This is a genomic window from Candidatus Accumulibacter phosphatis, assembly GCF_012939955.1.
GTDB classification, from domain to species: Bacteria; Pseudomonadota; Gammaproteobacteria; order Burkholderiales; family Rhodocyclaceae; genus Accumulibacter; species Accumulibacter delftensis.
On record NZ_SPMY01000010.1, the window covers coordinates 19,356 to 40,198 of the forward strand.

Sequence of the window (20,843 nt, forward strand, 5' to 3'; positions counted from 1 at the left end):
CTCATGACCGTTTGTTCCTTTGATTACATCGATTCAGGGCAGCTGACGCCGAGAATGGCCATACCGTTGCGAATCACTTGTCTGACCGCCGCCGCCAGCGCGATGCGCGCATCGCGCAGCGCGGGTTCATCAACCAGCATGCGTTCGGCGTTGTAGTAGCTGTGAAATTCGGCCGCCAGTTCCTTGAGATAGAAAGCGATCAGGTGCGGCGCCAGTTCGCCGGCGGCGGTCTCGACGGTCTCCGGGAATTCGCCCAGTCGGGCGGCGAGCGCCAGTTCATGGCTGCCATCGAGGCGGCCGAGATCGGTGCTGGCGAGCGTTTGCGGCTCGCCTCCCCACAGGGCCAGCAGCGAGCAGACGCGAGCATGCGCGTACTGAATGTAGTAGACCGGGTTCTCGTTGGACTGGCTCTTGGCCAGGTCGAGGTCGAAATCGAGGTGCTGGTCCGACTTGCGTAGAACGTAGAAGAAGCGGCAGGCGTCGTTGCCGACATCTTCGCGCAGGGTGCGCAGGGTTACGAACTCGCCGGAACGGGTGGACATCTGCGCCTTGCGGCCCGAGCGATAGAGCACTGCAAACTGAACCAGCGCCACATCCAGCGTGTCTGGATCGAGCCCGAGCGCCGCGAGGGCGCCTTTGACGCGCGGGATGTAGCCGTGATGGTCGGCACCCCAGACATTGATCAGCCGCTGGAAACCGCGGTCGTACTTGTTGAGGTGATAGGCGATATCCGACGCAAAGTAGGTGTACTGGCCATTTTCGCGTTGCACGACGCGATCTTTTTCGTCGCCAAAAGTGGTCGACCTGAACCAGCAGGCGCCGTCCTGTTGGTAGAGATGTCCGGCCTTGTCGAGTTGCTCGACGCAGCGGGCCACCAATCCGCTTGCGAACAGCGACTCTTCGGAAAACCAGACGTCAAAATGTACTCCCGACTCTTCGAGGTCGCTGCGGCAGTCGGCGAGCTGTTCGCTGAGCACGTAGTTGTGCACGTCTTTCCAGTCGCCGCCGAGCAGCTGCTTGGCATTCGCAATCAGGGCGTCGAGATGCGCTTCGCGCTGCTGCGCAGCTTCGGCGTCGGTGCGCGCGGAGTCGGGCAGGCCGGGCGTGCCGGCGATGGCGCTGGCTGCCGAACGCAGATAGCGCTCGCCCTGCGTGGCCAGCAACTGCCTGGCCATCTCTGTGACATAGGCGCCCTTGTAGGCGTTGCTCGGAAAAGGGATGGGCTCGCTGGCGTTGCTTCCGTGGTCGGCCAGTGCCAGATAGCGCAGCCAGGTCGACACGGCCAGAATGTCCATCTGCCGGCCGGCATCATTGACGTAGTATTCGCTGGTCACCTCCCAGCCGGCGCAGGCGAGCAGCTGGCAGAGGCTGCCTCCGTAGCTGCGCCGCGGCCGTGGCCGACATGCAGCGGCCCGGTCGGGTTGGCGGAAACGAATTCGACGAGCACTTTCTTCCTGCCGCCGGCTGCCGAGCAGCCAAAGGACGGCCCGTCCTCGAGGACGCGGCGCACGGCTTCGAGCCGGGCAGTGGGGTGCAGGCGAAAGTTGATGAAGCCGGCGCCGGCGATTTCGGCGCTGCTGAGCAGTGCCGACTTCGGCAATTCGGCCAGCAGCAGCTGCGCCAGCTGGCGGGGATTGCGTTTCAGCGTGCGCGCCAGCTGCATGGCCAGGTTGCAGGAGAAATCGCCATGCGTGGCCTGCTTTGGCCTTTCGATGTGGATTTCGCTCGTAGCCACCTCGGCAGGCGCAACGCTGCGCAGTGCGGCACGCATCAGCTCGGCAAGGTGGGATTTCAGGTCTTGGCTCATCAGGGCGCGTCGGGTCGTGGATTCGGTTGAGCCGTCGATTATACGTTGCCAGGGCTCGAGCAGCGACGATAGCCGGCGCGATGAAGCTCGTTTCTGTGTAAACTCGATACTTTGCCGACCACAGGGCGCCCCTCTTCCGTGCGACTTTTCCGCCTCGCCAAAATCCTCAGTATTGCCAGCCGCTTCGGTCTCGACGAGATGATTCTCGAACACGAGCCCAGCGGTCGTCTGGCCGCGCTATCGCGGACGCTGCACTTCTGGCGCCGCTTCGATACGCCCTCGGCGGTTCGTCTGCGTCTGGCCCTGGAAGCACTGGGGCCGATTTTCGTCAAGTTCGGGCAGGTGCTGTCGACGCGGCGCGACCTGCTGCGCCCGGACATTGCCGACGAACTGGCCAAATTGCAGGATCGCGTGCCGCCGTTCTCGTCCGAGCTGGCGCTGGCGCAGATCGAGGCCGCCTACGGCCGGCCGGCCAGCGAAGTGTTCGCCGAATTCGACGCGACGCCGGTCGCCAGTGCGTCGATAGCACAGGTACACTTCGCGCGCCTGCGTCCGGAAGACGGCGGCCAGGAGGTAGCGGTCAAGGTGCTGCGTCCGGAAATGCGCAGCGTCATCGCCAATGACCTGGCGCTCCTCGACACCCTCGCCGGATTGCTCGAAACGGTATGGTCGGACGGCAAACGCCTGAAGCCGCGCGAAGTCGTCGCCGAGTTCGCCAAGTATCTCTACGACGAACTCGACTTGATGCGCGAAGCCGCCAACTGCTCGCAGCTGCGGCGCAACTTCCATGGCTCGCAGCTGCTGCAGGTTCCCGAAGTGTACTGGGACCAGTGCACGACGACGGTGATGGTCATGGAACGGATGCGTGGCATCCCGATCAGTCAGACCGGGGCGCTGATCGTCGCCGGCATCGACCTGCCGGCCTTGTCGCGCGCCGGCGTCGAGATCTTCTTCACGCAGGTCTTCCGTGACGGTTTCTTTCACGCCGACATGCACCCCGGCAACATCTTCATTGCCACCGACCCGGAGCACCACGGCCGCTACATCGCGCTCGACTTCGGCATCGTCGGGACGCTGACCGATACCGACAAGAATTACCTGGCCCAGAACTTCCTTGCTTTTTTTCAGCGCGATTACAAACGCGTGGCGACGGCGCACATCGAAGCCGGCTGGGCGCCGCCCGATACCCGCGCCGACGAGTTCGAAGCCGCCGTGCGTGCCGTCTGTGAGCCGATCTTCGACCGCCCGCTGCACGAAATCTCCTTCGGTCGCGTGCTGCTGCGGCTGTTCCAGACCTCGCGCCGCTTCAACGTCGAGATCCAGCCGCAGCTGGTGATGCTGCAGAAAACGCTGCTCAATATCGAGGGCCTCGGCCGTCAGCTTGATCCCAATCTTGACCTCTGGAAAACCGCCAAGCCCTTTCTTGAACGCTGGATGAACGAACAGGTAGGCCGGCGTGCCTTCCAGCGTGGCGTCGAGCAGGAGGCGCCAAACTGGGCGCGCATGCTGCCGCAGCTGCCGCGTCTGGTGCACCAGGCGCTGGCCCGGCCAGAGGCGCCCAATGTGGCGCCGCAGCTGGCAAGACTGGTGCGCACGCAGCGCCAGCAGAACCGCTTGCTGGCGATCATCGTCGTGCTCCTGACTGCGCTGCTGCTCAGCCAGTATTTCGGACTGCGCTTCGGCTAACGGTCATGACAATCGATACACCTCAGATCATGAAAGTCATGACCGTTTTCCCTCTCGCTTGCAGTGCGCATTCCGGTTTGCACGCCGGAATCGTTCGACGGGCTGGGCGCATGCGCCCAGAATTCCCCGTCTCACCCCCGGCCCTTCTCCCGCAGGGGGAGAAGGGAGGTTCGTGAGTCGCATGCGCGACTTTCACATTAACGGTCAAGCGCCAGGGACTGCTACCTTCACCGCTGGCGGCAAGGGCCAGCGCAGGTAGGCCGTGAAACCGCCGCCGTCGAGGTTTTCCAGCTGCAGGCAGGCGTTGTGCAGTTCGGCGACGCGCTGCACGATGGCCAGGCCAAGGCCACTTCCTTCGCCGTGCGCGTCGCGACCACGATAGAAGCGTTCGACGAGTCGCGGCAAGTCCGCGGGCGCTACGCCGGGCCCATCGTCGGCCACTCCTAGCGCCAAGGCATTGCCCTGCCGCCGCGCGAAAACGGTGATCGTGCTGCCCGGCGGGGTATGGCGCAAGGCGTTATCGAGCAGATTGCGCAGCGCTATCGCCAGCAGCTCGGCGTCGCCCCTGAGCAGCAAGGGCGAAAAGGGTAATAAGAGCGATAAAGGTGACGCATCGGCCTCGAGCCGAATCGCGCAGCCCTCTGACGCCTCTGTGCTCGCGCTACGCTCACGGTACTCTTCGCCATCGGCCAACACCTGTTGTGCCAGAGCGGCGAGGTCGATTTCTTCAGGGCTGGGCAGTCCGGCCAGCGGGTCGAGGCGGGCCAGGCGCAACAGTTGTTCGAGGACGCGCGTGGCTCGGTCGCTGCTCGCCAGGATCTGCGTCAGCGCGTGCTGGCGGTCTTTGGCGTCCTTGCTGAGCTGGGCGACCTGTGCCTGAATCCGGACGGCTGCCAGTGGTGTTCGCAACTCGTGCGCGGCGTCGGCAGTAAAACGTCTTTCGTTGCTCAGTGTGTCGCGCAGCCGGCCCAGGAGGCGGTTGAGCGCCGCCAGTAGCGGTTGCGCTTCCAGCGGCGCATCGACACTGGCCAGTGGCCCGAGATTTTCCGGCGAACGTGAAGCAACGTCGGCGGCCAGATCGTCGAGAGGCTTCAGCCCGCGCCGCACCGAGAAGTAGAGCAGGAGCAGCAGCAGCGGAGAGATCAAAGCGATCGGCAGCACCGCCTGGCCGGCTACTTCCAGTGCCGCGCGGTCGCGTAGCGCGATCGACTGGCCGACCTGGACGTGGTAGTCCGAGTGCCCGGCGGTGCTCGCCGCCAGGGTCAGCATCCGCCAGGGATGGCCGTCGTGTTCGATGACGCGGTAGCCCGGTTCGCTGGACAAGGGCGTGTCGGGCGCATGCGCCGAGCGCAGCAGCAGGGAGCCGTCGGCGCGTCCAATCTGGAACTCCAGCGATTGCTCGTAGGGATGGGCCTGCTCGTTGCTGACCGTCGCCAGGCGCTTCGCCAGTTCTGCCAGATAGTCTTCGTTATCGTGTACCAGTGCCAGCAGGAGTCGGGCCGATTGCGTCAGATGTCCGTCCATCAACTCTTCGGCTTCGTGCTGCGCCTGCCCGTAACTGAGTACTCCGCTGATTACCAGGCCCAGCAGAGCGGCGATGCAGACGGTGCCGAGCAGGCGCCAGCGCAGCGACTGCAAGCGCGCGCGCGGGCGGCCGCTGCCCATCAGGCGTCGTCGCTCAGTCGGTAGCCGAGGCCGCGCACGGTGCGGATGAAGTCGGCACCGAGCTTGCGGCGCAGGTTGTGGATGTGGACTTCGACGGTGTTGCTGCCGGTTTCCTCGCCCCAGGCGTAGAGGCTTTCCTCGATCTGGCGGCGGCTGCGGATGTGTTTTTTGTGGCGCAGCAGGTCGAGCAGCAGCGCGTATTCGCGGGCCGACAGGCTGATCGCCTGACCGTCCCGGGTGACCCGCTTGCTCGCCGGGTCGAGGACCAGGCCGGCGTGCGTCAGGGTGGGCGTCGCGGCGCCGCCCGCACGGCGAATCAGGGCGCGCAGCCGTGCTTGCAGTTCGGGCAGATCAAAGGGTTTTGTCAGGTAGTCGTCGGCGCCGCTGTCCAGGCCGGCAATCTTGTCGGCACTGGTGTCGCGCGCGGTGAGGATCAGCACTGGCAGCTGACTGCCGCGTCCGCGCAGCTCCTTGAGTACCGACAGGCCATCGCGCTTGGGCAGGCCGATATCGAGAACGCAGGCCTGATAGTCGTGATCGAGCAGGGCCAGGCGCGCAGCCGTGCCGTCGCGCACCCAGTCCACCGCGTAGTCGGCGAGCTTGAGACCGGCACGAATACCGTCGCCGAGCAAGGCATCATCTTCGACCAGCAGAATGCGCACTGAACCGGTTTCCTTTCTCCGTGGGGCGGTCTGTTAGGGCTACACCTGGTAGCCGAAGCGTTTCAGGAGTTGCGCCGCTTCGCACAGCGGCAGCCCCATTACGCCGCTGTAGCTGCCGGCGATATGTTCGACGAACATTGCCGCCCGCCCCTGGATGCCGTAGGCGCCGGCTTTGTCCATCGGCTCGCCGCTGGCGACGTAGCGCGCAATCTCGTCGTCATCGAGTTCGCGAAAACGTACTTCGCTGATCGAGCAGAGGAGTTCGGTGCGCTCGTCGAAGCTGACCGCGACGGCGGTCAGCACGCGGTGTGTCTGGCCGGAAAGGCGGCGCAGGATGCGCTGCGCGTCGTCGACGTCGAGCGGTTTTCCAATCAGTTCGCCCGCCAGTTCGATGGTCGTATCGGCGGCCAGCACGGGCTGCAGCAGCAGGCCGCGCCAGTTGACGATGCGCCAGCCCAGGCTCGCCTTGTTGCGGGCGAGGCGTTCGACGTAGGCCGTCGGCGCTTCCTTGGGCAGCGGCGTTTCGTCGAGTTCCGGGTCGCCGCGCTGAGCATCGCGGAAGGCGATGGTGTCGAAGCCGACGCCGATCTGGGTCAGCAATTCGCGTCGGCGCGGGCTGCGCGACGCCAGGTGCACCCGTCGGTGCTGCAAAGAGAATAATGACATCAGCCTTCCCGGTGGTAGGGGTGGTTGCGAACGACGCTGATGGCGCGATAGAGCTGTTCGCAGAGGATTAGCCGGGCGACGGCGTGCGGCAGGGTCAGGCTCGAGAGGCGGATGGTTTCATCGGCTTGTCCCTTGAGTTCGGCGTCGATACCGTCGGCGCCGCCGATCACGAAAGCCGTCGCGCCGCCGCTACGCATCCAGTCCTGCAGGCGTTCGGCAAGCTGCACGGTGCTCAGGTCGGCGCCGCGTTCGTCGAGGACGATCAGTCGCTGATAGCCGTTCAGCGCGGCCAGCAGGCGGGTCCTTTCGGCGGCCAGCAGTTGCTCGCGGGTCTTCGAGCCGCGCGCTTCGGGCTTGATCTCGACGATCACCAGGGGCAGTTCGCGCGGCATGCGCTTGAGGTACTCGGCACAGCCTTGCGCGACCCATGCGGGCGGCTTGTGGCCGACGGCAAGGATGGCCAGTTTCATTCCTCGCCGGTGGCCGCCTCTTTAGTCGCTGCGCTCGCCCGGCGGACCCGCTCCGGGCCTTTGCCGCCCCACAGTTCTTCAAGCCGGTAGTAGCTGCGAATCGCCGGCTGCATGACATGGACGACGACGTCGCCGAGGTCGACCAGTACCCATTCGCCGGTTTCTTCGCCTTCGCAGGAGAGGACATGAACGCCCGCTTCGCGGGCCTTGTCCTGAACGTTGCGGGCCAGTGATCTGACCTGGCGGTTCGAGTCGCCGCAGGCGACGACGATGGCGTCAAATAGCGAGGTCAGTTTGGTGGTGTTGATGACTTCGACGTCACGGCCCTTGATGTCTTCGAGCGCGTCGACGACGAGCTTTTCCAGCTGCGCGAGTTTCATTGGCGAGTCAGTACTCCGGGTAAAGGTTGTGCTTGCGGATGTAGGCGATGACTTCATCGGGGAGCAGATAGCGCGGACTGCTGCCGCTTGCCAGCAGCGTGCGAATCTGCGTTGCCGAAATGCCCAGCGGGGTCATTGCAAAAGTGGCGATACGGCCGGCTGCCGATTCGTGCAAGGCCGTCGGCTGCGTGCACAAGCGTTCACGATAGCAGGCGGTCAGCGTTTCCGGCAGCTTGCCGACGTCGATCGGAAAGCCGGATCTATGGGCGACGCCGATGTGCACCAGTTCGAGCAGCGACTGCCAGCGGTGCCAGTTGGGCAGGGCGGCGAAAGCGTCGGCACCGAGCAGCAGGACCAGGGGTCGCCGCTTGCCCAGTTGATTGGCCTGGCGCAGGCGTTCGAGGGTGAGCACGGTGTAACTCGCCTGGGCGGCGTCGACTTCGGCGGCGTCAACTTCGAAGCCGGGATTCCCGGCTGTGGCCAGGTGCACCATCGCCAGACGGTGGCGCGCGCTCACCTGGGGCGCTGCGCGCAGCAGCGGCTGCCCGGCCGGAATCCAGCGCACGGCGGCCAGCTGGAGGTGGTCGGCCGCTTCTTCGGCGAGCCGCAGGTGTCCGAAATGAACCGGGTCGAAAGTGCCGCCAAAAATTCCCAGTGGCTGCTCGCCTTGCTTCTCAGGCATCGCTTTCCGTAGCCGTGACGAAGACGTCCCGGTAGCTGACGTAGAAGCTGGCGAACACGGTTGGTGCCAGGATCAGGACCAGCAAGACGGTGAGCACGACGGTAAGCAGGGCCGCGCCGTCCGGCAGCAGCGCGGCGAGGGTGCCGAGCAGCAGCCCCGGGAGCAGCGTTGCGGCGACCAGGAGGGCCAGTGAATAGACCAGGAAAGCGCGCCAGTTGCGGGCGCAGGCGATGAAACTGAAGAACAGCGCCTTGGCCGGCGACAGTCCATGCCAGGCGGCAAGAATTGGCGCATACCAGTAAGCCATGATCAGCGGGCAGAGGAGAATCAGCGCCACCTGCAGGGCGAGCATTACGTCACCACTGGCGAGCACCTCTGCATCCGGCGTGCGGCCGGCGAGCATCAGTTGCATCAGCGCGCCGCCATCGGCGAGTGACGAGATGGCGAGAATGCCGACTGTCGCCGCCAGGTAAATGGCGCCCAGGGTGATCAGTGCGCGCGGGTTCTTCTGAAAACCCGAGAACAGGGTTTGCGGGCCAAGCGGCCCACCTTTGTCGATGTTCCGGCAGGCGTTCATCAGACTGACCGAAAAAGCCGGGATGCACAGCGTGGTGGCGATGGTGCCGATCACCGGGATGACATTGACGATGGCCATCAACATCCAGTAGCTGACGACCAGGAAGGTCAGCATGAGGTGGTTCTTCCGGAAAATCCGGAAGCCTTCGGCCAGCCAGCGCCAGCCGTGCGCCGCGTTAAGAGTCAGTGCTTGCATGTTGTCGTCAGTTGCGTTCAGGCGGCGAGAAAAATGTCACGGTACGCAGCATACACGGAGCCGGCCAGGACTGGTCCGAGGACCAGGAATCCGAGACCGACCGGCAGTGCGGCAAAAAAACACAGGACCATGACCAGCAGGCCATAGACCAGAAACTCGACGACGTTCCTGAGGCAGGCGTTGAAGCTTGCCTTGAGCGCGTCGACTGGCTGCATGGCGTTGAAAATGACCAGCGCCGGGGCAAACCAGATGGCCATCACGATGGGCACCGAGAGCAGCAGCCAGAGCACCCCGGCCAGCGCCACCCCGCCGAAAGCGATGCCCGCCGCCATGGGGCTTTGCATCATCATGGCGCCGGCCATGCCGCTGCCGGCGAGCAGCATCACCAGCACGAACAGCGCCAGCAGGACCAGCATGTACAGCACGCCGAGCGTCAGCAACGCCGCCGTGTGCTGCTGGAAACCGGCGAAGAGGTCGCTGATTTCGAGCCCCTGCTCACGCGCCAGCTTGTGGCAGGCGACCAGCATGCCGGCTGCCAGTACCGGCGTCAGCAGGTGGGCGGCGAGTGGGCCAATCAAGGGGACTATCGCCAGGCCGATGTAGATGACGATAACGATGACCATCATTGCGATCCAGGCCCCGGGATTGGCGATGAACAGGGCCCAGCCCTGCTTCAGCCAGCTCAGTGCGCTGCCGGCCGCGACGCGGCGGCAGGCGCCGTTGAACTGCGGTGCCGGGATAGGGAAGGAAGGCATGCTCATGCTCGTGTCGAGAATAGAGTGCAAATGCTAGTCGCCCTGGGCGGGTGAGGCAAGCCAGGGCACTTTGCTGCCCGACGCGATGCGCGCCAGCAGGATCGAGCGGTAGGCGTCCGGGTCACGCATAAGGACCAGGTCTCCGGTCCGCGGCAAATGGTAGTCCTGCAGGCGCGAGATCCAGAAGCGCAGCGCCGCAGCGCGCAGCAGCGTCGGCCATGCCGCTTGCTCGGCTGGCAACAGCGGTCGTTGGGCGTCATAGGCGCCGAGCAGGGCGGCGCAGCGCTCACTGTCGAGCGCCGCGTCGGCGGTCAGGCACCAGTCGTTGACGGTCACCGCCAGATCAAAAAGCAGATCGTCGACGCCGGCGAAGTAGAAGTCGAGCACGCCGCTGATGCGATCGCCCGAGAACAGGACGTTGTCGCGAAAAAGATCGGCGTGAATCAGCCCGCGCGGCAGATCGTCCGGGCGCAGGGCCCGTTGCTGGCGCAGCTCGTCGCGCAGCAGCCGGGCGTCGTCTTCAGCGAGGCAGGATTCGATCTCGACGGCCACCCTTGCGCACCAGTCGATATCGCGCTGATGCCTTGGTGGCGCCGGGAAGGAGCGCGCGGCGAGGTGCAGCGCGGCCAGCAGGCCGCCCACTGCGGCGCACTGCGCCAGGTTTGGCGTGTCTTCAGAGCGCCCGGCAAGGCGGCTGACGATGACCGCCGGTTTGTCGCCGAGGGTGGTCAACAATGCGCCGCGGCGGTTGGCGACCGGGGCCGGGCAGGGCAAGCCCTGCGCCGCCAGATGGGCCAGCAGCTGAATGTAGAACGGGGCCTGCTCGGCTGTCACTTCTTCGAAGAGGGTCAACACATAGTCGCCGGTGCTGGTGTTCAGGAAGAAGTTGGAGTTCTGCACGCCTTCGGCGATCCCGGTCAGCGCTTCGAGGTTTCCCAGAGGATAGGCTTCGAGCCCGGCGGCCGCCTGCGCGGTCGTCAGCTGGGTGAATACCGACATGGCTCTCCCGAGAGCTGTGAAAAGGGGTGGCGGAGGATTGGCAGGGGCGCTGGTAAAAGCGCTGCTAACAGCGGGCCGGCAGGTGAGCGTGAGTGCCAGCGCGTCAGAAGGTGCCGATCACCCATTGCGGGACGCTGACATCGGCCGAGCCCATTGTCGTCTGGCTAAAGTTGCCGTCGCCGTTGCGGTCGATCAGGGTGTAGGGAACACCGTGGGCGGGGGTTACCTTGATCTTGAACAGCTTGCCGTTGATCCGGTGCTCCTCGATGGTGTCGCCCTCGCGTTTCTTGATCGTCACTTCGGGTTCCAGGCTCTCGTCGAACGGCGCCATTTCCGGCGGCGGTGGCGGGACGGCGGGCAAGGGCTGCAGATCGGTTCTCTCCTGCGCGAGAGCGGGCAGGGCAGCGATTGCCAGAACAAATGGTACGAAGAGGGCCAATAGGATGCGACGCATGGGGATGTTTCCGGGTGGTTGAGCCAACGGTGAGTATCATCGTTCAAAGTCGATGCGAGTACAAGCGAGTACAAGACTACGCAAGTAGTCGGCAGTAATGTCGCTGATCGCGGAGGCCTCGCCGAAGTCTGCGATAATGTTTGCCGATTCGCCAACATTGCTTCGCCGGACAGGGGTTTCTCCACGGCCTCGCGATGGGGCGAACAAGTGTTTGGCTCGTGCTTCTTCCTCAGTTCTTTCTCCTCGCTGGTGGCCCGCTGATGCCTACCCTGCTCCTGGTCGACGGATCGTCCTACCTTTACCGTGCCTTCCACGCCATGCCTGATCTGCGCACGACGCGCAGCGAGCCGACTGGCGCGCTGCATGGCGTGCTGAATATGCTGCGCCGACTGGAAAGCGACTACCAGGCACGCGATGTCGCTTACAAAGCCTGTGTTTTCGATGCCAAGGGCAAGACTTTTCGTGACCACTGGTACCCGCAGTACAAGGCCAACCGGCCGCCGATGCCCGCGGATATGGTCTGCCAGATCGAACCCTTGCATGCCGCCATCGCCGCGCTGGGCTGGCCGCTGTTGATCGTCGACGGGGTCGAAGCGGACGACGTGATCGGCACGCTGGCGCAGCAGGCAGCGGCGCAGGGCGTCAGCGTGGTGGTCTCTACCGGCGACAAGGATCTCGCACAACTGGTCGCTCCGCAGGTACAGCTGGTCAACACCATGAGCAACGAAGTGCTCGATGAAGCCGGCGTGCTCGCCAAGTTCGGCGTTGCCGCCGAGCGCATCGTTGACTACCTGGCGCTGGTCGGTGATACGGTCGACAACGTGCCCGGCGTCGACAAAGTCGGTGCCAAGACGGCGGTCAAGTGGCTCAGCCAGTATGGTTCGCTCGCCGGCGTCATTGCCGCCGCTGCCGAAATCGGTGGCGTCGTCGGCCAGAACCTGCGCCGTGCGCTCGACTTCCTGCCGCTGGCGCAGCGCCTGGTCACCGTTCGCTGCGACCTCGAGCTGCCCCTGGCAGTCGCCGACCTCGCGCCGCGCCCGGTCGACCGCGAACGCCTGGCCGCGCTGTTTGCACACTACGAAATGCGTTCCTGGTTGCGCGACATTCAGGAGACTCCGGAGGGCGGCGCGGCGAAGGCCGCGCAGTCGAGCACGCCAGCGGGCAGCACGCCGCTGCCGCCGCTTGCCCAGCCCGAGCAGGCGAGCCTCCTGTCCGACGACGCGCATCGAGCGAACTACGAGACGATCCTCGACCAGGCGGCATTCGAGCGCTGGCTGGCGAAGATCGACGCCAGCCCACTGACCGCCCTGGATACCGAAACCACCAGCCTCGACCCCTTTGCAGCGCGCATCGTCGGCCTCTCTCTGGCGGTCGCCGAAGGCGAAGCGGCCTACCTGCCACTGGCCCATTGCTATCCCGGCGGGCCGGACCAGTTACCGTGCGCCGCAACGCTGGCGCGTTTGAAGCCCTGGCTGGAATCCGCCAAACACGCCAAGATCGGTCAGAACCTCAAGTACGACCAGCATGTTCTGGCCAACCACGGCATTGCCCTGGCCGGCGTCGCGCACGATACCCTGCTGCAATCCTACGTCCTCGAATCGGGCAAGGACGGCGCTCGCGGCCACGACCTCGGTCGCCTGGCGACGCGCCATCTCGGGCTGGCGACGATCCCCTACGAAGCGCTGTGCGGCAAGGGCGCCAAGCAGATCAGCTTTGCCCAGGTGGCCATCGAGCAGGCCGCCGAATATGCTGCCGAGGACGCCGATCTGTGCCTGCGGCTGCACGCCAGGCTTTATCCGCAGATCACCGCCGATGCGGGTCTACTGCGGGTCTACGAGACGATCGAGATGCCGGTGCGCGAGATCCTGTTGCGCATGGAGCGGACCGGCGTGCTGATCGATGCGCAGTTGCTCAGCGAACAGAGTTCCGAGATCGGCAAGCGCCTGCTCGAGCTCGAAGCGCAGGCACACGCGGCGGCCGGGCAGCCGTTCAATGTCAACTCGCCGAAGCAGCTGGCGGAAATCCTCTTCGGCACGCTGGGTCTGCCGGTGAAGAAGAAAACGCCCTCCGGGTCGCCGTCGACCGACGAAGAAGTGCTCTCGGAGTTGGCACTGGACTACCCGCTGCCCAAGATCCTGCTCGAATCGCGACAACTGGCCAAGCTCAAGAGCACCTATAGCGACAAGCTGCCGAAAATGGTCAATGCCCAGAGCGGACGGGTACATACCAGCTACGCGCAGGCGGTAGCAGTCACCGGCCGCTTGGCGTCGAGCGATCCCAACCTGCAGAACATCCCGGTGCGCACGCCCGAAGGAAGGCGCATCCGCGCGGCCTTCATTGCTCCCGCCGGCTGCAGCATTGTATCGGCGGACTATTCGCAGATCGAACTGCGGATCATGGCCCACCTCTCGGAGGACCCGCGTCTGCTGGAAGCTTTCGCGCAGGGCGAGGATGTGCATCGGGCAACCGCTGCCGAGATCTTCGGCGTCAGTGCGGGCGACGTCGGCCCGGATCAGCGGCGCGTCGCCAAGGTCATCAACTTTGGCCTGATCTACGGCATGAGTGCTTTCGGGCTGGCCCGGCAACTGGACCTCGAACGTAGCGCCGCGCAAGCCTATATCGAGCGCTATTTTGCACGCTATCCGGGTGTCGCCGGCTACATGGCCAGGACGCGCGAGATGGCCAGGACGCAGGGCTACGTCGACACCGTTTTCGGGCGTCGCCTATGGCTTCCCGAAATTCGCTCCAGCCAGGCTGCGCGTCGCCAGGGTGCCGAACGCGCGGCGATCAACGCGCCGATGCAGGGCTCGGCGGCGGACCTGATCAAGTCGGCGATGATTGTCGTCCAGGGCTGGCTCGACGCCGAGGGCCTGCAGACGCGCCTGCTGATGCAGGTGCATGACGAACTGGTGCTCGAAGTTCCCGACGGCGAGCTGGCGCGTGTGCGCGCCGCGTTGCCGGGACTGATGACCGACTGGGCGACCCTGCGCGTGCCGCTAGTGGTCGATGTCGGTGTTGGCGCCAATTGGGACCAGGCGCACTGAGGCCAGGGCAGGCGGTAGCGCGACGCGCGATCAGAACGCAGCACGCGACGTATTTCATCCAACAGCGAAAGGCACAACAGCATGCCCCTCCACGAGAAAGAAAGCATTCGCGAGAAACTCGAGGACGAGGTGTACGCCTCGGCCGATTTGTCGGTCAGCATGCCCAAGTACAGGTTCCCGGCGTCGGAACACGATCCGCGCCATGCCTACTCGGTGGTCCACGACGAGTTGATGCTCGACGGCAACGCGCGGCAGAACCTGGCGACCTTCTGTCAGACCTGGGCCGAGCCCGAAGTCCATCAGCTGATGGATGAGTGCATGGACAAGAACATGGTCGACAAGGATGAGTACCCGCAGACCGCCGAAATCGAGGCCCGTTGTGTGCACATGCTCGCCGATCTCTGGAACTCGCCGACGGCGGCGAATACCGTCGGCTGCTCGACGACCGGTTCGAGCGAAGCGGCGATGCTTGGCGGCATGGCCATGAAGCGGCGCTGGGAGGGCCAACGAAAAGCGGCCGGCAAGCCGATCGACAAGCCGAATCTGATTACCGGCCCGGTGCAGATCTGCTGGCACAAGTTCGCCCGCTATTGGGACATCGAGCTGCGCGAGATTCCTCTCGAAGGCGAACGTCTGCTGATGACTGCCGAGGAAGTGCTCAAGCGCTGTGACGAGAACACCATCGGTGTCGTAGCGACCTTGGGGGTGACTTTCACCTGCCAGTACGAGCCGGTCAAGGCGGTCGCCGACGCGCTCGATCAGTTGCATGAAGAGCAGGGACTGGACATCCCGATGCATGTCGACGGCGCCAGCGGTGGTTTTCTGGCGCCCTTCTGTGCCCCGGATCTGGTCTGGGATTTCCGTATTCCGCGCGTCAAGTCGATCAACACCTCGGGCCACAAGTTCGGTCTGTCGCTGCTCGGTGTCGGCTGGGTCATCTGGCGGGAAGCTGCCGACCTGCCCGATGAAATGGTCTTCTGGGTGAATTACCTGGGTGGCAACATGCGCGACATCGCCCTGAACTTCTCGCGGCCGGGCGGGCAGGTGGTTTGCCAGTACTACAATTTCCTGCGTTTGGGCAGGGAGGGCTATGGCAAGATTCACGGCGCCTGCTACGACACCGCCGCTTACCTCGCCGCCAGAATCGCCGAACTCGGACCTTTCGAGATCATCTACGGCGGCGATCGCGACGCCGGCATCCCGGCCTTGTGCTGGAAGATGAAGGAGGGCGCCGATCCGGGCTTCAGCCTTTACGATCTGGCCGACCGCCTGCGCAGTCGTGGCTGGCAAGTGCCCGCCTATGCCTTGCCGGCCAATCGTCAGGATCTCGCAATCCAGCGCATCCTCGTGCGGCACGGAGTCAGCCGCGACCTGGCGACGTTGCTGGTGGAAGACATCCGGCGCGCACTCGAGTACTTTGCCAAACACCGGCTGCCGGCGCCGCTGAGCGCCGCCGAAGCTTCCGGCTTCCATCACTGAGAAAGGCGGCGTTTGCCGGAGTGCACTCTGCACACCGAGTCCGGCGGCAGCGCGATTGTCCTGTCAATGAAAGGTGAATCACCATGTCCATGCAGCTCTTTATCGGCAACAAAAACTACTCGTCCTGGTCGATGCGCCCGTGGGTGCTGCTACGTCAGGCAGAAATTCCTTTCGCCGAGGTGATGCTGCGCTTCGATGCCTTCACGCCCGACTCGAAGTTCAAGACCGAACTCGCCCGGCACAGCCCGGCCGGCCGCGTGCCGGTGTTGGTGGATGACGGTTTTGCGGTCTGGGACACGCTGGCGATTGCCGAGTACCTGGCCGAGAAATATCCTGATCGGCAGCTGTGGCCCGTCGAGCGGCAAGCGCGCGCCCGCGCGCGCAGCGTCTGTGCCGAGATGCACGCCGGTTTCGGTGCCTTGCGCAGTCACTTGCCGATGAACATCGAAGCGGCGTTGCCGGAGATCGGGCAACGCGTCTTGCGCGAACAGGCGGCAGTACGTGCAGACGTCGATCGGCTGGTGCAGATGTGGAGCGAGTTGCTGGTCGCGCACGGCGGGCCGCTGCTGTTCGGCAAGTTTTCCATTGCTGACGCTTTCTTCGCGCCAGTGGTCAAGCGCCTGGTGAGCTACGCGGTGCCGGTGCCGGCGGCCATTGCTGCCTATATCGAGCGCGTGCAGGCGCTGCCGGGAGTCCTTGCCTGGAGCGAGGGCGCGCTGGCCGAGCACGACTTCCTGGACTTCGAGGAGCCGTATCGAACGTGCGCCTGAAACGGTGTGCCGCGATTGATGGTGGAGTATCTGGCTTGACCTGGCTCAACTCGCCAGCTTGCGCGATGCTTGCGGCGCCGAATCGCTTTGGAGTAGGGTGCTATCTGCCCTGCCGCCGACCGGAGAATGGCGATGCCTACGTGCAGGAAACCTGTGGCAGACAATGAAGTGAGCTGGCTGTCGAGCTGCTGTCGGTCACTTTCTGTTCGCCAGGGGCTGGCCGGAATGCTGCTGCTTGGCGTGCTGGCTGCTTGCACCAGTTCGCCCGACCGCGCCACCGTTTACCAGCGGGAAGGCTTCGCGGCCGACGAGACGTTTTCACGTCTCTTCGACGCCGGCGTCGAGGAGACCTGCGAAGCGGCACGCCGCGCCTTGCTCAGCCAGGGTTACCGAATGACTGCCCAGGTGCACGATTTCCTAAGCGCAACCAAGAGCTTCCAGCCCGAGGGTGAGGTGCATGTGCAGATCGTTTTCAATGTTGTTTGCGCTCCGGTGGGTACGGGGGGCAAGTTGGCGACCGCTTATGTCAGCGCAGTCCAGGACCGCTACGCGCTCAAGAAGAACCCGAGTTCGGCGAGCGTCGGCGTCGCAGCGCTCGGCACCTTGTCGATACCGCTCTCGGCGACCGAGGATTCGCTGGTCAAGGTGGCCAGCGAAACGATCCCGGCCGGGCCCTTCTACGATCGTTTCTTCGTACTTATGCAGCACAATCTGCCGGCGCCGGAGGACATGCGCTAGGGTCGGTTCGCGGCTGCCGGGCAGGGTGCTTGCAGCAACAAACCGATAGGATGACTCCCCCCAGTCCTCATGGCGTGAAGGCGCCATGGGGGGTTTTCGCGCAACTGTTGGCCCGGATGGTCTGGGGACCGGCAAAGCCGCAAGGATCTTCTTCGCGATCGCTCCGTGAAACAAAAAAGCCCGCCGGGAGGCGGGCTTCGACGGTCGCCGAACTGTCGCTGCGTCAGACTCATTCGAACTCGATGATCACCTGATCGACCGCCAGGCTCTCGCCCGGCTCGGTAAGGATCTTCTTGACCTTGCAGTCAAGCTCGGCGCGGAGAACGTTCTCCATCTTCATCGCTTCGATGACAGCCAGCTTTTCGCCGGCGCTGACCTGCTGGCCGACGCTGACCGAAACTTCACGCAGCAAGCCCGGCATCGGCGAGAGCAGGAACTTGGAGAGATCCGGCGGCACCTTCTTCGGCATCAGCGCCAGCATGCGGGCAGCATTGGCGGTCATTACCGTCGCCTTGACCTGCTTGCCGAAGTGGACGACGCGATAGAGCAGGCCGATGCGTTCGAGTTGCAGGCATAGCGGTTCGCCGTTACAGGTACCGTGGAAGACCTGTTCGCCGAACCGCCAGTCGGAAACGAGATCGTAGCGATCCGCGCCGTAGGTGACCGAGTAGCCGCCGGGGATCGGCGTGACCACCACTGGGTAGTCCTTGCCTTCCATCTGCACCACCCAGCCGCTGCCGACCTTGCGCTCGTGCCCGGGCATCTGACCACTGACCTGGACTGCCCGGTCGATGTAGCGACGACGCCCGAAGGCGGCGACGGCGGCAAGCAGGCCCGGATCCTGGTGCACCACGTCGCTGGCGACGAAGCCGCTCGGGAACTCGTCGGCCAGGAAAGAAGTGGTGAAAATCCCCGACAGGAAACGCTTGTTCTGCATCAGCGCGGCCTGGAATGGAATGTTCGAACTGATGCCGCGGATCACGAAGGCGTTCAGTGCGTCGCGCATGCGATTGACCGCCTGCTCGCGGGTCGAGCCGTGGCAGATCAGCTTGGCGATCATCGAGTCGTAATACATCGAAATCTCGCCACCTTCGAAGACCCCGGTATCGACCCGGACTTCCCCTTCGACGGCTTCCGGTGGCCGATACTTGACCAGGCGCCCGATCGACGGCAGGAAGCCGCGGAAGGGGTCTTCGGCGTTGATCCGGCACTCGATGGCCCAGCCATTGGCCTTGATATCGTCCTGCACGAAAGGCAGTTTCTCGCCGGCGGCGACGCGGATCATCAACTCGACGAGATCGACGCCGGTGATCATTTCGGTGACCGGATGCTCGACCTGCAGGCGAGTATTCATTTCCAGGAAGTAGAACGACTTGTCGGAACCGACGACGAACTCGACGGTACCAGCGCTTTGATACTTCACCGCCTTGGCCAGTGCCACGGCCTGCTCACCCATGGCTTTGCGGATGCTGTCGTCGATAAAGGGCGACGGGGCTTCCTCGATGACTTTCTGGTGCCGTCGCTGAATCGAACACTCGCGTTCGAGCAGATAGACGGTGTTGCCAAAGGAGTCGGCAATGAGCTGTATTTCGATATGGTGCGGTCCCTCGACAAACTTCTCGATGAACACGCGATCGTCGCCAAAGCTGTTGCGCGCCTCGTTGCGGCAGGCATCAAAGCCTTCGGCGGCCTCCGCGTCGTTGTAGGCGACGCGCAGTCCCTTGCCGCCACCACCGGCAGAGGCCTTGATCATGACCGGGTAACCGATATCCTTGGCGATGCCGACGGCGGTAGCGGAATCTTCGATGGCCGCGTTGTAGCCGGGGATGGTGTTGACCTTGGCTTCTTGAGCCAGCGTCTTCGAGGCAATTTTGTCGCCCATGGCGGCGATCGAATGGTGCTTCGGGCCGATGAAGATGATGCCGCTTTCTTCGAGACGACGCGAGAACTCCTCGTTCTCGGAGAGGAAGCCGTAGCCAGGGTGCACCGCTTCGGCGCCGGTCTGTTTGCAGGCGGCGATGATCTTGTCCATCGCCAGGTACGATTCCTTGGACGCTGCCGGGCCGATACACACGGCTTCGTCGGCCATCAGCACGTGCATCGAGTCCTTGTCGGCTTCGGAATAGACGGCGACCGTCAGGATACCCATCTGCTTGGCGGTCTTCATGACCCGGCAGGCAATTTCGCCGCGGTTGGCGATCAGTATTTTCTTGAACATCTCTATTTCTCCCCGTGGATCAAAGCGGAATGTTGCCGTGCTTGCGCCACGGGTTTTCCAGTTTCTTGTCCCGCAACATGGCCAGTGAGCGGCAGATGCGCTTGCGGGTCTCGTGCGGCATGATCACGTCGTCGATGAAGCCGCGGGCTCCGGCGACGAAGGGGTTGGCGAACTTGGCCTTGTATTCCGCTTCGCGTGCGGCCAGTTTCTCCGGGTCATTCTTCTCCTCGCGGAAAATGATCTCGACCGCGCCTTTCGGACCCATGACGGCGATTTCGGCCGATGGCCAGGCGAAGTTGACGTCGCCACGCAGGTGCTTGGAGGCCATCACGTCGTAGGCACCGCCGTAGGCCTTGCGGGTGATCACGGTGATCTTGGGCACCGTGCACTCGGCGTAGGCGTAGAGCAGCTTGGCGCCGTGCTTGATGATGCCGCCGTACTCCTGCGAGGTGCCGGGCATGAAACCGGGAACGTCGACAAAGGTCACCACCGGAATGTTGAAAGCGTCGCAGTAGCGCACGAAGCGCGCCGCCTTGATCGAGCTCTTGATGTCCAGGCAGCCGGCCAGGACCAGCGGCTGGTTGGCGACGATGCCGACGGTCGAGCCGTCCAGGCGCGCAAAGCCGATGACGATGTTCTTGGCGTACTCGCGCTGCAGTTCGAAGAAGTCGCCATCATCCGCGACCTTGATGATCAGTTCCTTGATGTTGTACGGCTTGTTGGTATTGTCCGGTACCAGGGTGTCGAGCGAGAAGTCGAGGCGCTCGGCAGGATCCTGCGAGGGCAGGCGCGGTGGCTTTTCACGGTTGTTCGAAGGCAGGAAGCTGATGAAGCGGCGCAGCATCATCAGCGCCTCGACATCATTTTCGAAAGCCAGGTCGGCAACCCCGGATTTGCTGGTGTGGGTGACGGCGCCGCCAAGTTCTTCGGCGGTGACGTCTTCATGGGTCACCGTCTTGACCACTTCCGGGCCGGTGACGAACATGTACGACGAGTCCTTGACCATGAAGATGAAGTCGGTCATCGAGGGGCTATAGACGGCGCCGCCGGCACAAGGTCCCATGATCAGCGAGATCTGCGGAACGACGCCCGAGGCGAGAACGTTGCGCTGGAAAACGTCGGCATAACCGGCCAGCGAAGCGACTCCTTCCTGGATGCGTGCGCCGCCCGAGTCGTTGAGGCCGATCACCGGCGCTCCCACCTTGATCGCGTGGTCCATGACCTTGCAGATTTTTTCAGCATGCGCTTCGGACAGCGAACCGCCGAAGACGGTGAAGTCCTGCGAAAAGACGAACATCAGGCGGCCGTTGATGGTTCCGCAGCCAATCACCACACCGTCGCCGGGGACCGACTGTTCGGCCATGCCGAAGTCGTGACAACGGTGTTCCTTGAACATGTCCCATTCTTCGAAGGAACCGCTGTCGAGCAAGAGCTCGATGCGCTCGCGGGCGGACAGTTTGCCCTTGCTGTGCTGGTTATCGATGCGTTTCTGGCCACCACCCAGACACGCCGCCGCACGCTTTTCTGCAAGCTGGCGAATAATGTCGTGCATAAGGTTTACTCCCTAACGGTCGGGTCAATCAGAACTACTCAAAC

17 protein-coding genes and 1 pseudogene are annotated in these 20,843 nt (G+C 64.0%); 5 read left to right on the forward strand and 13 right to left on the reverse strand.

Features of this window, described 5'->3' with window-relative positions; all coding sequences use genetic code 11:
- Positions 1–23: 23 nt before the first annotated feature.
- Positions 24–1,807 (reverse strand): annotated as a pseudogene (gene argS / locus E4Q23_RS03495) (arginine--tRNA ligase).
- A gap of 138 nt (positions 1,808–1,945) precedes the next feature.
- Here argS and ubiB point away from each other — a divergent pair.
- Positions 1,946–3,493 (forward strand): ubiquinone biosynthesis regulatory protein kinase UbiB, encoded by a 1,548-nt coding sequence (ubiB, locus tag E4Q23_RS03500; RefSeq protein ID WP_169065344.1) that lies wholly within the window; start codon positions 1,946–1,948, stop codon positions 3,491–3,493.
- A 204-nt stretch (positions 3,494–3,697) separates the two neighbouring features.
- Here the strand turns inward: ubiB and E4Q23_RS03505 are convergent, their stop codons facing one another.
- The 10 genes from E4Q23_RS03505 to E4Q23_RS03550 all read right to left on the reverse strand — a co-directional run bounded on the left by E4Q23_RS03505 (position 3,698) and on the right by E4Q23_RS03550 (position 10,998).
- Positions 3,698–5,158, reverse strand: a complete 1,461-nt coding sequence (locus E4Q23_RS03505; protein ID WP_169065345.1) for an ATP-binding protein — start codon at positions 5,156–5,158, stop codon at positions 3,698–3,700.
- Positions 5,158–5,820 (reverse strand): response regulator, encoded by a 663-nt coding sequence (locus tag E4Q23_RS03510; protein ID WP_169065346.1) that lies wholly within the window; start codon positions 5,818–5,820, stop codon positions 5,158–5,160. The genes E4Q23_RS03505 and E4Q23_RS03510 overlap by 1 nt, the downstream gene beginning before the upstream one ends.
- 39 nt (positions 5,821–5,859) lie before the next feature.
- On the reverse strand, positions 5,860–6,486 hold the full coding sequence (locus E4Q23_RS03515; RefSeq protein WP_169065347.1) for a Maf family protein: 627 nt from the start codon (positions 6,484–6,486) through the stop codon (positions 5,860–5,862).
- Complete coding sequence (rlmH, locus tag E4Q23_RS03520) at positions 6,486–6,956, reverse strand: 23S rRNA (pseudouridine(1915)-N(3))-methyltransferase RlmH (protein WP_169065348.1); 471 nt, start codon at positions 6,954–6,956, stop codon at positions 6,486–6,488. The genes E4Q23_RS03515 and rlmH overlap by 1 nt, the downstream gene beginning before the upstream one ends.
- A complete protein-coding gene (gene rsfS, locus E4Q23_RS03525; protein WP_169065349.1) occupies positions 6,953–7,336 on the reverse strand; it encodes a ribosome silencing factor in 384 nt (127 codons plus the stop codon). The genes rlmH and rsfS overlap by 4 nt, the downstream gene beginning before the upstream one ends.
- Positions 7,337–7,343: 7 nt before the next feature.
- Complete coding sequence (nadD, locus tag E4Q23_RS03530) at positions 7,344–8,018, reverse strand: nicotinate-nucleotide adenylyltransferase (RefSeq protein ID WP_169065350.1); 675 nt, start codon at positions 8,016–8,018, stop codon at positions 7,344–7,346.
- Positions 8,011–8,790, reverse strand: coding sequence for a BPSS1780 family membrane protein (locus E4Q23_RS03535; RefSeq protein WP_169065351.1), 780 nt, complete (start codon positions 8,788–8,790; stop codon positions 8,011–8,013). The genes nadD and E4Q23_RS03535 overlap by 8 nt, the downstream gene beginning before the upstream one ends.
- A 17-nt stretch (positions 8,791–8,807) precedes the next feature.
- On the reverse strand, positions 8,808–9,545 hold the full coding sequence (locus E4Q23_RS03540) for a BPSS1780 family membrane protein (protein WP_248595217.1): 738 nt from the start codon (positions 9,543–9,545) through the stop codon (positions 8,808–8,810).
- A gap of 33 nt (positions 9,546–9,578) precedes the next feature.
- Positions 9,579–10,544 carry a homoserine kinase gene (locus E4Q23_RS03545; protein ID WP_169065353.1) on the reverse strand — a complete coding sequence of 322 codons (966 nt, stop codon included), beginning with the start codon at positions 10,542–10,544 and terminating at the stop codon, positions 9,579–9,581.
- A gap of 103 nt (positions 10,545–10,647) precedes the next feature.
- On the reverse strand, positions 10,648–10,998 hold the full coding sequence (locus E4Q23_RS03550; protein WP_169065354.1) for a DUF2782 domain-containing protein: 351 nt from the start codon (positions 10,996–10,998) through the stop codon (positions 10,648–10,650).
- A 260-nt stretch (positions 10,999–11,258) separates the two neighbouring features.
- Between E4Q23_RS03550 and polA the strand changes: the two genes are divergently transcribed.
- The 4 genes from polA to E4Q23_RS03570 all read left to right on the forward strand — a co-directional run bounded on the left by polA (position 11,259) and on the right by E4Q23_RS03570 (position 17,029).
- Positions 11,259–14,042 (forward strand): DNA polymerase I, encoded by a 2,784-nt coding sequence (gene polA, locus E4Q23_RS03555; RefSeq protein WP_169065355.1) that lies wholly within the window; start codon positions 11,259–11,261, stop codon positions 14,040–14,042.
- Between the two features lie 81 nt (positions 14,043–14,123).
- Complete coding sequence (locus E4Q23_RS03560) at positions 14,124–15,521, forward strand: glutamate decarboxylase (RefSeq protein ID WP_169065356.1); 1,398 nt, start codon at positions 14,124–14,126, stop codon at positions 15,519–15,521.
- Positions 15,522–15,610: 89 nt separating this feature from the next.
- Entirely contained in the window at positions 15,611–16,291 is a 681-nt protein-coding gene (locus E4Q23_RS03565; protein ID WP_169065411.1) for a glutathione S-transferase family protein, read from the forward strand.
- A 153-nt stretch (positions 16,292–16,444) separates the two neighbouring features.
- The gene (locus tag E4Q23_RS03570) at positions 16,445–17,029 is read left to right on the forward strand and encodes a DUF2242 domain-containing protein (protein ID WP_291995796.1); all 585 of its coding nucleotides are present in this window, start codon (positions 16,445–16,447) and stop codon (positions 17,027–17,029) included.
- A gap of 229 nt (positions 17,030–17,258) precedes the next feature.
- Here E4Q23_RS03570 and accC read toward each other — a convergent pair whose 3' ends face one another.
- Both accC and E4Q23_RS03580 read right to left on the reverse strand, forming a co-directional pair.
- Entirely contained in the window at positions 17,259–19,247 is a 1,989-nt protein-coding gene (gene accC / locus E4Q23_RS03575; protein WP_169065357.1) for an acetyl-CoA carboxylase biotin carboxylase subunit, read from the reverse strand.
- 19 nt (positions 19,248–19,266) lie between these two features.
- A complete protein-coding gene (locus tag E4Q23_RS03580; RefSeq protein ID WP_169065358.1) occupies positions 19,267–20,799 on the reverse strand; it encodes an acyl-CoA carboxylase subunit beta in 1,533 nt (510 codons plus the stop codon).
- Positions 20,800–20,843: the final 44 nt, after the last annotated feature.

Bases quoted from the DNA above. Each gene is read 5' to 3' on its own strand.
- E4Q23_RS03505 (WP_169065345.1), bottom strand. From the start codon at position 5,158: ATGGGCAGCGGCCGCCCGCGCGCGCGCTTGCAGTCGCTGCGCTGGCGC.
- E4Q23_RS03515 (WP_169065347.1), bottom strand. From the start codon at position 6,486: ATGTCATTATTCTCTTTGCAGCACCGACGGGTGCACCTGGCGTCGCGC.
- rlmH (WP_169065348.1), bottom strand. From the start codon at position 6,956: ATGAAACTGGCCATCCTTGCCGTCGGCCACAAGCCGCCCGCATGGGTC.
- rsfS (WP_169065349.1), bottom strand. From the start codon at position 7,336: ATGAAACTCGCGCAGCTGGAAAAGCTCGTCGTCGACGCGCTCGAAGAC.
- nadD (WP_169065350.1), bottom strand. From the start codon at position 8,018: ATGCCTGAGAAGCAAGGCGAGCAGCCACTGGGAATTTTTGGCGGCACT.
- E4Q23_RS03535 (WP_169065351.1), bottom strand. From the start codon at position 8,790: ATGCAAGCACTGACTCTTAACGCGGCGCACGGCTGGCGCTGGCTGGCC.
- E4Q23_RS03540 (WP_248595217.1), bottom strand. From the start codon at position 9,545: ATGCCTTCCTTCCCTATCCCGGCACCGCAGTTCAACGGCGCCTGCCGC.
- E4Q23_RS03545 (WP_169065353.1), bottom strand. From the start codon at position 10,544: ATGTCGGTATTCACCCAGCTGACGACCGCGCAGGCGGCCGCCGGGCTC.
- E4Q23_RS03550 (WP_169065354.1), bottom strand. From the start codon at position 10,998: ATGCGTCGCATCCTATTGGCCCTCTTCGTACCATTTGTTCTGGCAATC.
- polA (WP_169065355.1), top strand. From the start codon at position 11,259: ATGCCTACCCTGCTCCTGGTCGACGGATCGTCCTACCTTTACCGTGCC.
- E4Q23_RS03560 (WP_169065356.1), top strand. From the start codon at position 14,124: ATGCCCCTCCACGAGAAAGAAAGCATTCGCGAGAAACTCGAGGACGAG.
- E4Q23_RS03565 (WP_169065411.1), top strand. From the start codon at position 15,611: ATGCAGCTCTTTATCGGCAACAAAAACTACTCGTCCTGGTCGATGCGC.
- accC (WP_169065357.1), bottom strand. From the start codon at position 19,247: ATGTTCAAGAAAATACTGATCGCCAACCGCGGCGAAATTGCCTGCCGG.
- E4Q23_RS03580 (WP_169065358.1), bottom strand. From the start codon at position 20,799: ATGCACGACATTATTCGCCAGCTTGCAGAAAAGCGTGCGGCGGCGTGT.